Source organism: Arthrobacter sp. MDT2-16 (assembly GCF_054510925.1).
This window is the reverse complement of sequence record NZ_JBTNDP010000006.1, coordinates 239,412-253,438: the sequence shown is the minus strand read 5'-3', so window position 1 is coordinate 253,438 and position 14,027 is coordinate 239,412. Positions and strand designations below refer to the sequence as shown.

Genomic DNA, 14,027 nt, shown 5'->3' with positions numbered 1-14,027 from the left:
TGCCCGTCCGGGTGGTGGTCCTTGTCCAGGGAGTCCTGATTCCCTATCGGGAGTGTCAGCTGTAGCTGATGCGGGCTCCGGTGGTGGGGGTCCAGGTGATGGTGCCGCGTTGAAAGGTCTGCTTGCAGTTGGTCGCGGTGGTGCAGGTCTCGTTGCTGGTGGGGTAGCCGAGGCGTCCTGTTTCGAAGCCGCTTGCTGCGTAGGCGGCGCGGATTTGTCCTCCGGTGACGCGGGCTCCGGTGGTGGGGGACCAGAGGATGGCTCCGCCCTGGAAGTTCTGGTAGCAGCCGCCGTTGACGAGCCCGCAGGTCTCGTTGCTGGTGGGGTAGCCCAGACCGCCTGTTTCGAAGCCGCTTGCTGCGTAGGCGTTGCGGATCTCTCCTCCGGTGATGCGGGCGCCGGTGGTGGAGGTCCAGAGGATGGCTCCGCCCTGGAAGTTCTGGTAGCAGCCGCCGTTGACGAGGCCGCAGGTCTCGTTGCTGGTGGGGTAGCCCAGACCGCTGCGCTCGAACCCGTTCGCTGCGTAGGCATTACGAATTGCACCGTTCGGGCTGGTGCGGGCGCCGGTGGTGGAGGACCAGAGGATGGCTCCGCCCTGGAAGTTCTGGTAGCAGCCGCCGTTCACGAGCCCGCAGGTCTCGCCGCTGGTGGGGTAGCCGAGGCGTCCGGTTTCGTAGCTCGAGCCTGCCCAGGCTCGGCGGATGTCCCCGCCCGTTGCGTGCGCTCCGGTGGTGGAGGTCCAGTGGATGGCTCCGCCCTGGAAGTCCTGGTAGCAGCCGTTGGCCGTGATACCGCAGATCTGGGGTCCGGTGGGGTAGCCCAGGCCGCCGTTCTCGAAGCCGTTCGCTGCGTAGGTGTTGCGGATTGCACCGTTCGGGCTCATGTGGGCCCCGGTAGTGGAGGACCAGAGAATGGCTCCGCGCTGGAAGTTCTGGTAGCAGCCGCCGTCACGAAGGCCGCAGGTCTTGGCGCTGGTGGGGTAACCCAGGGGTCCTGTTTCGAACCCTGAGCTCTGCCAGACGTTGCGGATCGCGCCGTTGATGGTCGCGTGGGCTCCGACGCCGGCAGTCCAGGTGACCGCTCCGCCCTGGAAGTTCTGGTAGCAGCCGCCCTCGATGAGACCGCACACTATGCCCGAGGTCGACGCGCCAAGCTCGGAAGTACGCGCAGCCACAGCAGCAATCGCCGACCCCGCTAAGGCGGCCCCCGACTGGAGAGGCTCGATCGTGACGCGAGCATCGGACGTACCGATGGATTCGATCCGTACCTTCGTTCCCGCGTGCGTGGTGAACGTCTGACCAACCTGCCAAGCCAACGAGGTGTTGTTCCATCCCGAGTTGCGGCTGTTGGGGGTCAGCACGATCGAGGCATTTCCGGACCACCCAAGGATGTCCTTCTTGGTGATCTTGACACCCCTGTTTCCGTTCCTCGCCGACACCGTGTCATCGCCGACAGGGAGGCGCAGCTCCAGGTAGTAGACCTCCTTGCTCACCGGGTCGGTGAATTTGATGGCACGATCGGCACCCGCGCCGGCCCATGCCTTCAGGGTGTACTGGCCTGGGCTGCTCGGCGTGCCGATATCGCGTATCTCGTTCCCAAGACCGAATCCGCCGTACTCCCAGAGGAACGCGTTGATCCTGGGAGAGCTCACCTGGGCGTACCCCATGAGGTCCGTGGTGTCGCTGTATTCAGCCGAATAGCAGGCGGCGTCGGCCCAGGAGGCGCCCGCGCGGGCCACATCCGAGCGGCCGTTGCTGCAAGTGAGCGAGTTCGCGTGGTGCAGGCCGAGGACATGGCCGAACTCGTGGGTCACGACGTTGTTCGTGAGCGCGGAGGGGTAGGGCATGATCACACGTCCGCTGGTGGCGCTGTCCGTGAATCCACCTCCCAGGATGCCCCAGGAACCGTTGTAGTTCAGGTCGGCGTGCGGGACGAAGAGAACCAGCGATTCGTACGGACGGTACTGCCAGCCCAGCTCCCTCGTCACGGTCGCCATGATGGTGCCATAGGAGTCCGTGATCTTCGCCGAGGAGACATGGCGGCGTTCGCTCACCGTCGCCATGGAGAGCCGCCCCGCGGAGGCAGAGTTCCAGTAGTTGTGGGCGCTCGTGATCGAATTGCGCGCAGCACCCATGTTGATCGCATCGGTATCTGCAACTGACTTCCCCGACAGTTGCACGGTGACCAGGGTGACCTTGAAGGTGCCGGACCTTGGCGCGATGGCTGCGTTGCCTTCGCTGCCGTCCAGGCTGAGCGGCGACGCCGCTTTCATGGGAGTAATCGGCTGAGCGAAGTGCTCCCCGTACCGGGCGTTGGAATTAGGGTCGTCGAGCGGATTCCAGGTGAGATCCGGCACAAAGGACGTGATCTCATCCAGAGCCGGTACCTCAGCAGCTGGTGCCGGAGTGGTCGCAGGCGCGGTCGGAAGGGCGTCGGCGGTCGCAACGGTAGGAGCGCGTTCGGCGGTGGCCGGAGGCGTGGTCGGAGCCGTCGGCGACGTCGGCGCAGACGTCGCCGTAGGTGACGTGGCCGGCGCCGTTGGTGCCGTGTCGAGTGCAAGAGCGGGAACCGCACTGCCCATGAGACCGAAGGACAATAGGGCGGCGCATAAGAGCCGGGCGGGAAAGGGCAAGGTCAAGGGTTTCTCCAGCGGAATCCGGGCATTTCAGCCAGCTAAGTGAGATCCCGACGAGACTATCCACGTGATGTAGATGTGACGAACGTTTCACAAGTGAAAGTGGAATCTTAGGCAAAACCTGCGCGTATTCCGGTTATTGGCCCGGCGTGTCGCCAGGGCGCGGGAGGGCCAGGTAGGTGGCCGTCGTATACCCGACAGTTGTCCACAGATCTCTTCGCGGTCTGGTCGGCCCGCATCTCCTTCAGTATGGTAAGGGGCGGCAGGGGCTCTTATGGCACCGCCACTGCGCCGATGGCAGCGTGGCGACCACCAATGGGGGATGTCGATGGATGCTGTGCGCATGGTCGAGGGGGAGGTACGCGAACTCATCCGTCGGCGCGGCCTCGACCCAGCGCGGCAAGTCATCGAGGTCCAGCACCTGGTAAATGACGCCGTGGCGGACTACGAGGAGCGCTCCGTCCTGGGGGTGCTGCCGTCGCTGGGCCGACTTGATGCCGCTCGCAAGCAGGTCTACGACGCCGTAGCCGGGCTCGGTGCTCTGCAGCCGTTGCTCGACGACCCCACGGTCGAGGAGGTCTGGATCAACGCTCCCTCCGAGGTGTATGTCGCGCGGAACGGCGAATCCGAACTCACGGCTCTGTCGCTGACGGACCAGCAGGTACGGGACCTCGTCGAGAAGATGCTGAAGTCCTCCGGGCGTCGCCTGGACCTCTCCTCGCCGTTCGTCGATGCTTCACTTCCCGACGGATCGCGCCTTCATGTGGTGATCCCGGACGTGACGCGCAACCACTGGTCGGTTAACATCAGGAAGTTCATCGCGCGTGCCTCACGGCTCGAGCACCTCGTAGAGCTGGGATCCCTCAGCCCCCAGGCGGCCCGGTTCCTCGGAGCGGCTGTCGCCAGCGGGCTCAATATCCTGGTTTCCGGCGCTACTCAGGCGGGAAAGACGACGATGCTCAATTGCCTCGGCGCGTCCATCGGCCCCCGGGAAAGGGTCATCACGGTCGAGGAGATCTTCGAACTGCAGCTTCCCCTCCGCGACGTCGTCGGTCTCCAATGCCGGCAGCCCAATCTCGAAGGTGTCGGGGAGATCCCGTTACGCCGCCTCGTGAAGGAAGCCCTCAGGATGCGGCCCGACCGGCTGATCGTGGGTGAAGTCCGGGAAGCGGAGAGCCTCGACATGCTGATCGCGCTCAACAGTGGTTTGCCAGGTATGTGCAGTGTCCATGCGAACAGCGCGCACGATGGGAGGCATACGCAAAGACGTGTACCTTCTGAACTCGTGGTATCCGACAGATGGAGCCCCCTGCGAGCTCAGTTCAATCTCCGGCGATGGACGGCGGGCACGAGCCCGTAGCCCCAGAACTGGCGACGAGGACGAGAGCATACTTGGCTGTACGCGCAGGAGAGGCCGGTTCGAAAACGCCATGCTTTGCCACGCAGGTTGGTAAAGCGCACGCCTGAAAATCGGACGGTCCGGGGTTCGAACCCGGAATGGATGTGGCACGCATTGAGGACCACCGCCCAGCCAGGGTGGCGAGGATCTTCGAGCAGGAAGCAGGACCCTATGGAACTGCGCTCAATCTTCAATCTCGTCGACATGCCCGACTCGAACTGGGCCACTCAGCAGGACCGGGCTGACTGGTCTACCGGGGACGTCAGCGCACGGACCGTCGTCCTGAACCCGGCATGGAACAAGCCGGACTGCGTCGATCACGGCGCAATGAACTACGTGTCGCCCCACCCGGGACATTTACCGATGCCTGACGTGCGGCCGCCCCGCCTACTCGCCCATCCCAGTTCCGGCGCGGTAGGCCACCCGCCCGCGAGGGCATCTTCAGACGAGGCCCTGAAGATAGGGCGCCTAGCTTCCAACCAAGAGGCAGCGGGGTTCGATCCCCGTCGTCTGCTCGGGGCGCTCACGCGCCCGCATGGTGGGTGTAGCTCAGTTGGCAGAGCGCCTGGTTGTGGTCCAGGAGGTCGCGGGTTCGAGCCCCGTCACTCACCCCCTTCCGACGGGTCCGGATCAGGCGACGGCGGCGGGCAAATCATCTCCGGCGTCGGTCGATCGTCACTCGGCCACTGTGTATCGGCGGTCCAGCACGAATCGATGAATTCGGCGCCGAACGTATTGCGTAGGTCTGCCCCGCCGAGGCTTGACCTGTAGAAGGCAGCCCCACGCATCTCCGCATCGCGGAAATTTGCCCTGGTGGCGTTCGTATTCCGGAAAAGTGCACCGGTGAGGTTTGCTTGGAAGAACTGCACCTCGGTCAGGTCAGCGCCCGTGAAATCGGCGTTGCTCAGGTCCATGAAGCTCAGGTTCATCCCTCGCAGAGTCATGCCGGAGAAGGGCAGCTGCTTCACCACCGGCTCTCCGTTGCCCCCGATCACGGGCTGGACGTCTGCGGACCGCTCACGAATGAACCTTAGGTCTTCCAGGCGGACCAGCTCGGCTGACCGCTCTTCCTCCAGTCGCGCCAGTTCCTGCGAGAGAGCTTCGGCAGCAGCCTGCTCGCGCTCAGCCCGGTTGTCGTCGATCACCGCTTGTCCTGCGATCGTCATGCCTCCCACGACGACCGCTATGAGGGTCGGAATGACGACGTCCCGGAACCACCACCGCTGGTGCTTCGGCGGTGGCGGTACTTCGGCCTGCGGGACCAGGGGAACGCTCTTCTTTGAGACGACCATGCGCAGATAGTACGCCCCATGTGCGCCGCCGGGAGAGGGCCACAGGATCTCCTGTTATGCAATGAGCCCGGTCGGTCCGGCCGCGCACGTGACCGGCATGGCATCCCTCAGCGACCTCTTCATACCTAAGTCGACCCGCCCTGTCGAGCCCGGCCACTAACCGCCAGAAAAATGTCAGAAATGTTTAGCAACCGTCACGGTTCGTCCTCCGCTGTCGTGCACATCCGGTCGTCGCGCTGCTGCTGCTGATCTGGCGATGTAATCCACTTCGTTCCTGCGTTCCGACAGGTCCAGGTGAACATGGTGCCGCCAGTCGTAGCGCCCCTCAAGTCCGAGTCGATGAAGGCAACGCGCCAGAAGCTGGCGTCGTTTAGCTCTGCCTCAATGAAGTTGACTCCGACGACCGTTGACTCACGGAAGATTGCTCCACGCAGGTTCGCCTGGTGGAAGTTGACGTTCGTCAGGTCGGCGTTAGTGAAATTGGCACGCCTGAGATCCATGAAGCTGAGATCCATCCCGTGCAGATCCATGCCTTGAAATGGCAGGTAGGGCGGCAATACATCGTCTTCCCCTTCCCCGTACCGAAGAGGCTCGAGCCCGGCGGACTGCTCACGGATGAAGCGCATATCCTCCAGCCGAGCGAGTTCATCGGCCTCCGCCTGCTGCCGGTCCGCTATGGCTTGCTCACGGTCGGCACGTCTGTTGTCGATAAGGTACTGGCCGGCGATCATCATGCCGCCCACGATGACGGCGATGAGAATCGGGGTTACGACGTCCCTGAACCACCATCGGCCGTGCCGCGGCGGGGGCGGCGACAGCTCGACCGGCGGAACCAAGGGGACGCTCTTCTTTGAGACGACCATGGGCAGATGGTACGCCCCGGCCTGCGCCGAGGGGAGGGGCCGCACGAGCCCATCCCTCTGCGATGGGAACAGGGGGTCCGGCTGGACACATGAGCGGCATGATTTTGTTCAGCAAATAGTCAAAGTTTCCCGTCACCGGTTTACGATGCGGCTGGCCCTTGGTGGTCCATACGCCGATCACACCCAATCATCCGGTGGTCTGCGGCCTGGTGCGTGATTGGTCCGCGGAAGTGGTCCCTCCCTGGTCCTGGGCCGTCCGCTTACCTGCCTGACACTGCCGGGCGGTGACGGAACGGTGCACTGGAGCGACGGCGAGCTGCACGGTCGTGAGTGTCGCGAAGAAGAGGCTGATGATGGGCAGGATGCCGGCGAGGAAGGCACCCACGAGGCGCTGAACGGACTGGTCACCAATGTAGGCACTCCGGGCATCACGGCGATCTGAGTACGGTCAACGGTCTGTGCTACCAGTGCCATAATCGGTTGTGAAACGTGAGGCGCCTGCATATTCAGCGAGGCCTCCATCAACACCTTTGGGGGCATCGTGAATCCTGGCTGGTACGCACACATTCTGAACCACGGCATCGTGGCATACTTCGACGGGACCGAATGGGGAGCGGTCACCGATCGAGCCAGCCTGACTCAAGAACACAGGGACTCCGTTACCCCACTGCCTGCCGGCCATTTCGGGCCCGTTGCACCGTTCGAGCAATTCGTCCTCCCAGCGGACGCTCGCCCCGATGCCGCACCGGCGGCCGTGCCGCAGCGCCGCCCTTCTGCGCCCGAGCCCGCGAAACGCCCGCACTCCGTTCTGCTCGGCTGGGTCCTAGGCTTGGGCAGCACCATCACGGTCCTCGGATTCATTCTCGGATTCACTAAAGTGTCGGACATTTGCGGCAGTCCCTTCAATCCTGACAACACCGTTGCCGAGCTAACCGACGCCATGATGTACGAGGGCGGGTTGGGCTTTGGTTCGAATGAGGCCGACTGCATTCAGGACATCGCCTCTGCATCAGCAGTCACGTGGGCGCTCCTTGGCCTTGGCGTCCTAACGTTGCTCACCTGGCTCATTGTTCGCGCTATCACCGGCGCGACACCGCGCGGCCCGGTCCAGCCCACGGTTGGCTCGCAAATCCAGGACCTTGCCGGACTGCGCGCACAGGGCATCATTAGTGACGACGAATTTGAAGCGAAGAAGACAGACCTTCTCAGCCGCATGTGAGCGGGATCCTCTGACGGCCGCCGCCCGTTATGATCCAGAAAATCACGGCTTCCGGCCCCGTTACTCATCACATCCTTGGTCCCGGCACCGCCTGGCTTGCCGCCCGCCATGGCGGGATCTCCCTCACCGGGCACAGGTTCCACTTCGACGGTGAAGCTGACGCCAACGACTACGCGTTCGGTCCCGCCGCCGCTGAGCAGTGTGGCCCGGCGACTTAAACGTAGCTGTGCCGCACACATGACTCCTGACAGCACTTCGAGCAGGAGATCATCATGAGCACAGTACGAGAGCCCCAGGGCATTCCCACCGGCGGCCAGTTCGCAGCGACCGCACACTCGGAAGCTCCAGTGTCCCTCGCGCTGGCCAAACAGGACCCGCCGTTCCCGGACACGCAGCGGGCACGCCGCGGCCACGACTTCTTCCCGGACGACGTCCACACCTGGCCTGCCCTCTAGGAGACCGACGGCGATGGACCGCTAGAGGACAAGAAGCTCGTCGCGCACTACTTCCAGGGCAGCATGGAGTGGTACATCGCCGAGATGGACCCCAAGACCGGAGAAGCGTTCGGCTACGCAGACCTCGGCATGGGCGGCGCCGAGTGGGGCTACATCCCCCTGGACGACGTCGAGCGACTCCGCGGCCAGTTCGGGCTGCCGATCGAGCGCGACCTCGACTTCAAACCCGGGACGACGGCGGGCGAGTGCATTGAGAAGTACAAGCCCTCCACCGAGGGCGCTGGCGCGACCAGCAAGTCCTGACGCAGGGGAGGGGCCCACGCGCTGCGGGCCCCTCCGTGGCTACTCCCCGGTGCGCAGCAGGAACCGGGCGATCGCAGAGCCCTCAGGACCCCCGATCTTCGACTCGATGGCGGCCGCCAGGCCCTCCCAGGTGGCGCGGTGCCAGATGCCGGCCACCGCAACCTGCTCGATGTAGACGGACGCGAACCGCTCGGTCGCCCCGTCCTTCTCCGTGAAGCCCTTGCGGCCCCAGGGGAACTCGACGGTCTGGGTTGCCTCATGGCCGATCCAGAGGAACGCCATGTGCTCCGTGCTGTGCATCTCGCTGATGCACCCGTGGAGGTAGCAGATGGCCTGGTTGGAGTACTCCCCGGGTCGGTCCGGGCAGTAGCCCAGGGCTCCGTTCACCCAGGCGCCGTACTTCGCCTCGACACCGATGACCGGGACGGAGGATCCATCGTCGGCCTTGCGGCGCACCACGAGGTCGATGGATCGGCCATCTGCAGCGCCCGTCTCGGCGTTGAACTGCTTTCCGGAGATCAGGCGGAGCCTGGCCGGGTCCTGCTGCACCCCCGCCGCCTCGAGCAGGTACTCGATGCAGACCCGCTCCAGTGCGCCGTCGGTGCACGAGAGGAAATAGGTCACCTGCTCCTCGAGCGGTTTGCCGACGCCGGCGAGCAGGGCATCGAGAGCTTCCCTGGTGTACCGGGTTCGGTGGGAGCCTGCGTCGATGGAGACCTGGTGGAGGTGGCCCTGAGCGATGAGCGAGGCGATGGTCACAGGGGTGTTCGGCTGAGCGGTCATGGTGTTCTCGTTTCTGCGCCGAGGCGCGTTTGATCGCCGCCGGAGGTCGCCGGCGAAGCTGATGGTGGGTGGTGAGACTTTTCCTGGACCCCGCACACATGGTGGTCAAGCCAGTCAGGAAGGGTCTCTAGCAGTGGGGGCCGCGCCGATCTGGCCCAACGGGATGTACTGCTCGGAAGCCCCTGTGGGCTCATCGGCTAGAGCGAAGGGGGACGCCCCCTGGTTGCTGGTTCAAGTCCAGCCGTCCCGGCGCATCATGACGCTGTTCCGGCACCTCCCGATGGGGTGCGGGGAGAGTCCCGTGTTGGGAGTCGATACGGGCAGGACCGAGTGATCGTGATCGAAACAGCCCCGCAGGCCCGTCCTGCGGGGCTTCTTCGTGTCCGGGGCTAGATTCGGGTGATCGAGCCGCCACGCTGGGGAGCGTAGCGCTTCCCGAGGAGCGACCGGGCGAACTCGACCTCTTCGGAGTCCTCATTCGGGTTGAGGTACATCTGGCCCTCGGCGAGGGAGGAGGTGACGCGGCCGAGGATCTCCAGGTGAAGGCGGACCTTGCGGGGGTCCGACGCCTCGTCGACGCCGGACACCCTGGTGACGCCGGTGATGACACCGCCGAGGCCAACGAGGAGGAACCGGCCATCGAGGAGCTCGGCACCCGAGACTCCCGTCCAATCCCCGCGCTGAGCGTCCTTCCAGTCGTCGTTGCTCAGGCTGGGGGACTCCCCGTAGAAGTTCCTGACCAGAGGCTTCGCGGAGGTGTCCGGTCCGGCGGGCGAGGCGGCGTCGGTCTGGATGATCGGCAAGGTTCGTTCTGCACTCACCGTGGCTGCCTCGACGAACGGGCGGACCTGGGATGGCGTGAAGTCCATGAGGAGTCCAGCGTCCCGCCATTTCCGCACGAGCTTCGGGTGGGCGCCGGCGGCCTGAGCAACGGCGTTGACGGTCAGTTCCTTCTCTACTGGGAGGACGGGATTGGTGAAGGTTACGGCGGGGATATTCATGGCTTCCTTTGTTCGGCTGAGCGGCTTAGTACGAGCCTAGAGCAAGAGTGCCGGAATGTCTACACTCTGTCACTCAGGATGCGTGAGGGGATCCTGAACCCGCTACGCAGGGGTCCAACTTCGGTTCGGTGGAGAGCTAACTGGCCTGCCGCACACATGGCGTCCATGGAACAGCCCACGCCCGACATCAGCCACCTCAAGGACGTCACGGCCGCACTGGCTGAGCACAACGTCCTGATCGAGTCGAATAGCTTTGTGGGTTGGCATGCCATCTGCACCTCATCCGGATGCCTCTGGGAGCACGACGCGAGCGAGCTGGAGGTCCTCGATGGCCTGCTCAACACCGCGGCCGCCCAGCACGTCACCGAGATGCTGATGCCGATCATCGCGCAGCGTCAGTTCGATGCTGCCGCGTGGTGGAGGGTTGCGTTCATGCCAGCTGCATTGGTCTGAAGCAACAAGAAAGCCCCGGCGAACAACGGTCTGCCGGCGCTTTCCCGTGTCTAGCCCACGGTGCTCTTCAAGTGCTGGTAGGTGCGCTTGATTCGCTCAGCCCCGTCGTCTGTGCCTCCCCTATGCTCTGGGGAGAACATCCAGTATGGGAGGGGACCCGACATGGGGGACAAGCAGGTGAAGGTAGGCGCGAAGGTACGCCAGAAGTACCGGATGCCGGACAGCGTCCCGGTTTGGGCGAGTGAGTCAGGGTGGGCGAGCTACGAGAGCGGCGTCCTCACGGTCAAGATGGACTTCGGGCAGCCAGTGAAAATTCTCGTGCAGGACCTCTCCTCCGTTACGGTGAAGCCTTCCGGACCGATCAACCAGCGCGGGAGCATCCAATTCAACAGGGCCGATGAAAGCTTCGGCGACCGGCAGCAGCTGGTGTTCACCCGTGCCGACGAGCCCCTGTTCTTGCAGCTGAAGCAGCTCCTCGATGACGAGCAGCAGCGAGGTACACAGGGGCAGCTGTGTCCTGAAGAGGTGCCCGCGACAGCGCCCGAAGCCGCCGCCGATAATGGTCCTAGCGACAGCAAGATCAGGTCGAAGTTCGGAATCCCGGCCGGTGTGCCGATCCTGCGTGGGAACAATGGCTGGGTCGCCTACAACGGCGGCGTTCTGATCGTGAAAATGTCGATGGCCGAGCAGGCCACTATCGCGGTGCAAGACATCGTCGACGTAAAGTTCACGCGCGCAATCACGGGTGTTGGCCAAATTCGCTTCAACCGCGCCGATGACACCTTCACCACCCGCCAGACCCTCAACTTCTGGGCCGGTAAAGAGCAGGCGTTCCTGGGCCTCAAGCAGCTGCTTGAGGAGGACAAGGCCAAGGGGGTCACTGGTACCCCTGTCGTACCCGGCACGGCCGGTGCCAGCGTGGCCGACGACAAGTACCGGGCAAAGTACAAGATCCCGGAGGACGCCCTGCTGGCTCGTGCCGTAGGCGTCGGTTATGTGGCCTTTGATGGGCACTACGTGACGATCCAGCACGTCGGCTTGGGCCGGGTGACGATCGGCAAGGGTGTGAAACGCATACCGGTCACCGCCATCTCCAGTGTCCAGATCAAGCCACCAGGGCTGGTCATGTCAGGCTTTATCCAATTCTCTATCGCCGGAGGCAATGAGAAGAGGAGCGCCTTTGGTCATCAGACGATGAGCGCCGTCGAGGATGAGAACTCAGTCGTTTTCGTCAAAGGGGAGGAAGCCGAGTTCCTGGCCATGCGCGACGCCATCGAGGCGGCTCAGCGCGCCATCCACCAGCCGCAGGAGGTGCCAGTGACGCCGGCTCCGGACGACGTCTTTGCGCAGCTAGAGAAACTTGGGAAGTTGCGTGACGCCGGCATCGTCAGCGATGCAGAGTTCGAGGCAAAGAAAGCCGAGCTGCTCGCCAGAATGTGATCGCGGGGGATGGCTGTTGGCCGTCGGAGACCGGGACGCATAGAGGTCAGAACCAACCCCGTCAGATCGAAGGAAATCCTTGTCCTCAACACTCCTCGTCGACCGGGTCCAGGCCATCAACTGGAACCGCATCCATGACGACAAGCACGTGGATGTCTGGAACCGCCTGGTGAACAACTTCTGGCTGCCCGAGAAGGTGCCGCTGTCCAAAGACGTGCAGTCGTGGGCCACGCTGACGCCGGAGGAGCAGCAGCTCACCATGCGTGTCTTCACACGGCTCACGCTGCTCGACACGGTGCAGGCCACGGTCGGTGCCGCGAGCCTCAGGGCTACTAGCTAGGTAGTTATTTTTCGGCGCGGCTGCGCAGGCTCACCACCAGCTTTCACTTCCGGTTTCGATAGTTTGCCTGTTCTCGGCGAGGAGATGAACTTTGAGGAGAACGGTTTGGAGGGATGGCGGATCCACCCATTGCACCTGCAAGGCTGGTGTATTCGGTACGCGGGTGGTGATGTCGACGTCATCACCGTGGTAGTAGTCGCGCGACTCTCCGCCTGGTTGGCCGAGGGCTTCACTCCGGGGTAGATTCTGGCGGCGGCACATAGGACGAGCGTCTGCTCGAGAGGAGTCGAGGCACTTGCCCTCGGGCCTCGAGTGGGCAGCGACCAAGCAGCGGACGCGCTAGCTGGCGGGAGCCGTCTCATCCAAGGATGAGGAGGGGCACGCAAGTATCGCCGTTACTTGCCCCGGACGAGGAGCGGTACGACGCGCAACGGTGTGCGGCCCGGCCAGACGAGGACGCAATTCCCCTCCCTGCTGTTCTCCATGTTGAGCACGTCAACGCGTGTCATGCGTCCATCTGGATGGTTTAGCTCATGAATTACCCGCTGGTGCCAGTGGCCGCAGAACACGTGCGCCGGTGCCAGCCGGTCGACGACTTCCCTAAGAAGGGTTCTGGTTTGATTCGCTTGCTCGACGAGCTCGGCCGAAAGCTCTAAGGAGCTACGGACGGGCGTGCCCATGGGTGCGTCGTGGGCGATCAGAACGTCAACCGATCCGCCGGCGACCAGAGCTTCCGCTTGATCCCGGGTCGGCTCCTCCTCCTCGGGCCACCAATCCTTGCCGGGAATTCTGAACCTCCCGTCGACGGACAGGGCTCCGCCGAGCCCTCCGATCCGGAGCCCCTCGATAACCGTGCGACCGCCCTTTGGCAGGACGCTGATGTTCGATCGCCAACGGATGAGACCCTCGTCCGTCACAGGGAGGGCGGAGATAACCGACATATTGTCGTGATTCCCAGCTGACACCAAGAGCTCCATCTCTAGGTCCACGAGCAACCGATTGAGCCTTTGCTCGAATCGGCCGCGCATGGCACCGGGCCAGTCAAGTCCAAAATCCCCGACCTGAATGAGCGTCTTCACCCCTTCCCGCGCAGCTGATTTCACCACGGCCTGAGCGAACCCTAGATGGCCGTGCCAGTCCCCGGCCACCGCAATGGGTCGCGTGCCGGTGAACTCACTCATCCGAGGCGGGGGCCAGCTCTTGTATCTGGACCACAGGTGAGGTCGTTCTGAGGGTCGTGATGTGGTCATCGCGGACCTGTATCCAGAGCAGGGCGCTTAGCCCGACCCTGCAGGCCTCGAGCATATGGAGCTGGACAGGCTCGCCGTCTCGCCGGAGCTCCGTGAAGCCAATTTCCAGATAGTCAAGGCGCGGCGCGGTGACTGCCATCTGCCGGGTCACAGTCTTGGCGGCCATGTCCAGCACGTAGTGGCTGCCCGTGGCCGTGATGACGAGGTACGTTCCCGTGTCGCCGTTGCGCAGCTCCTGCTCCATGCGTGCCAGCGTATCCACGCCCTCTCCTTGTTTGTGAGTGGGAGTGAGGGGACTTCCCTATCCCAGATTCCTGGGCGGCGAGGCCCGTCAACACCGCCGCCCCTTCCATGCGGAGTTGATCGCGCTGGTCGGAGTCAAGAACTGACCAAGCGATAGTTAGATCCTCTGGCTGATGAGTTCGAGAAGCTTCTTCAAGGACATGCGGCCGATGGGTTATTGGAATAATTCGAATCGGGACGACCCCCGCTGCCGGTCGACGTTTCAAGGCGGAAAAGCGTAGTCGAAGCATTCCCGCAGCGTTGCCAGAAGCGCAGGAGCGGGGGACGGACAGCACGGTACGATTCCCGAGG

General features: G+C 63.8%; 13 protein-coding genes, 2 tRNA genes and 2 pseudogenes. 10 read left to right on the top strand and 7 right to left on the bottom strand.

Going from position 1 to position 14,027, the window contains the following annotated elements:
* Positions 1 to 55 precede the first annotated feature (55 nt).
* Positions 56 to 2,356 (bottom strand): hypothetical protein, encoded by a 2,301-nt coding sequence (locus ACX80N_RS12710; protein ID WP_459339684.1) that lies wholly within the window; start codon positions 2,354 to 2,356, stop codon positions 56 to 58.
* Between the two features lie 607 nt (positions 2,357 to 2,963).
* Between ACX80N_RS12710 and ACX80N_RS12705 the strand changes: the two genes are divergently transcribed.
* Both ACX80N_RS12705 and ACX80N_RS12700 read left to right on the top strand, forming a co-directional pair.
* A complete protein-coding gene (locus ACX80N_RS12705) occupies positions 2,964 to 3,995 on the top strand; it encodes a CpaF family protein (RefSeq protein WP_459339716.1) in 1,032 nt (343 codons plus the stop codon).
* Between the two features lie 577 nt (positions 3,996 to 4,572).
* Positions 4,573 to 4,645: transfer RNA gene (locus ACX80N_RS12700), tRNA-His, on the top strand.
* Here the strand turns inward: ACX80N_RS12700 and ACX80N_RS12695 are convergent.
* Complete coding sequence (locus ACX80N_RS12695; RefSeq protein ID WP_459339683.1) at positions 4,637 to 5,326, bottom strand: pentapeptide repeat-containing protein; 690 nt, start codon at positions 5,324 to 5,326, stop codon at positions 4,637 to 4,639. The genes ACX80N_RS12700 and ACX80N_RS12695 overlap by 9 nt on opposite strands.
* A gap of 194 nt (positions 5,327 to 5,520) precedes the next feature.
* Positions 5,521 to 6,189, bottom strand: coding sequence for a pentapeptide repeat-containing protein (locus ACX80N_RS12690; RefSeq protein WP_459339682.1), 669 nt, complete (start codon positions 6,187 to 6,189; stop codon positions 5,521 to 5,523).
* Between the two features lie 295 nt (positions 6,190 to 6,484).
* On the opposite strand from ACX80N_RS12690, the gene ACX80N_RS12685 reads away from it, so the two are divergent.
* The 4 genes and pseudogenes from ACX80N_RS12685 to ACX80N_RS12670 all read left to right on the top strand — a co-directional run.
* Positions 6,485 to 6,631 (top strand): hypothetical protein, encoded by a 147-nt coding sequence (locus tag ACX80N_RS12685; RefSeq protein WP_459339681.1) that lies wholly within the window; start codon positions 6,485 to 6,487, stop codon positions 6,629 to 6,631.
* A 99-nt stretch (positions 6,632 to 6,730) separates the two neighbouring features.
* Positions 6,731 to 7,408 (top strand): SHOCT domain-containing protein, encoded by a 678-nt coding sequence (locus ACX80N_RS12680; protein WP_459339680.1) that lies wholly within the window; start codon positions 6,731 to 6,733, stop codon positions 7,406 to 7,408.
* Positions 7,409 to 7,680: 272 nt separating this feature from the next.
* Positions 7,681 to 7,863, top strand: a complete 183-nt coding sequence (locus ACX80N_RS12675; protein ID WP_459339679.1) for a hypothetical protein — start codon at positions 7,681 to 7,683, stop codon at positions 7,861 to 7,863.
* A 51-nt stretch (positions 7,864 to 7,914) separates the two neighbouring features.
* Positions 7,915 to 8,166: pseudogene (locus ACX80N_RS12670) on the top strand (DUF2958 domain-containing protein); the annotation flags it as partial.
* A gap of 39 nt (positions 8,167 to 8,205) precedes the next feature.
* Here ACX80N_RS12670 and ACX80N_RS12665 read toward each other — a convergent pair.
* Complete coding sequence (locus tag ACX80N_RS12665; RefSeq protein WP_459339678.1) at positions 8,206 to 8,949, bottom strand: hypothetical protein; 744 nt, start codon at positions 8,947 to 8,949, stop codon at positions 8,206 to 8,208.
* 159 nt (positions 8,950 to 9,108) lie between these two features.
* Here ACX80N_RS12665 and ACX80N_RS12660 point away from each other — a divergent pair.
* Positions 9,109 to 9,199: transfer RNA gene (locus tag ACX80N_RS12660), tRNA-Arg, on the top strand.
* A gap of 139 nt (positions 9,200 to 9,338) precedes the next feature.
* On the opposite strand, the gene ACX80N_RS12655 is transcribed toward ACX80N_RS12660, so the two are convergent.
* Positions 9,339 to 9,950, bottom strand: coding sequence for a hypothetical protein (locus tag ACX80N_RS12655; RefSeq protein WP_459339677.1), 612 nt, complete (start codon positions 9,948 to 9,950; stop codon positions 9,339 to 9,341).
* 165 nt (positions 9,951 to 10,115) lie between these two features.
* Between ACX80N_RS12655 and ACX80N_RS12650 the strand changes: the two genes are divergently transcribed.
* The 3 genes and pseudogenes from ACX80N_RS12650 to ACX80N_RS12640 all read left to right on the top strand — a co-directional run.
* A complete protein-coding gene (locus tag ACX80N_RS12650) occupies positions 10,116 to 10,403 on the top strand; it encodes a hypothetical protein (RefSeq protein ID WP_459339676.1) in 288 nt (95 codons plus the stop codon).
* Positions 10,404 to 10,565: 162 nt separating this feature from the next.
* A complete protein-coding gene (locus ACX80N_RS12645) occupies positions 10,566 to 11,843 on the top strand; it encodes a DUF4429 domain-containing protein (protein WP_459339675.1) in 1,278 nt (425 codons plus the stop codon).
* Between the two features lie 79 nt (positions 11,844 to 11,922).
* Positions 11,923 to 12,168, top strand: a pseudogene (locus tag ACX80N_RS12640) (ribonucleotide-diphosphate reductase subunit beta); the annotation flags it as partial.
* Positions 12,169 to 12,578: 410 nt separating this feature from the next.
* Here the strand turns inward: ACX80N_RS12640 and ACX80N_RS12635 are convergent.
* Positions 12,579 to 13,364 carry a metallophosphoesterase family protein gene (locus tag ACX80N_RS12635; RefSeq protein ID WP_459339674.1) on the bottom strand — a complete coding sequence of 262 codons (786 nt, stop codon included), beginning with the start codon at positions 13,362 to 13,364 and terminating at the stop codon, positions 12,579 to 12,581.
* The gene (locus ACX80N_RS12630; protein WP_459339673.1) at positions 13,357 to 13,695 is read right to left on the bottom strand and encodes a hypothetical protein; all 339 of its coding nucleotides are present in this window, start codon (positions 13,693 to 13,695) and stop codon (positions 13,357 to 13,359) included. Before ACX80N_RS12630 ends, ACX80N_RS12635 begins: the two co-directional genes overlap by 8 nt.
* Positions 13,696 to 14,027 lie beyond the last annotated feature (332 nt).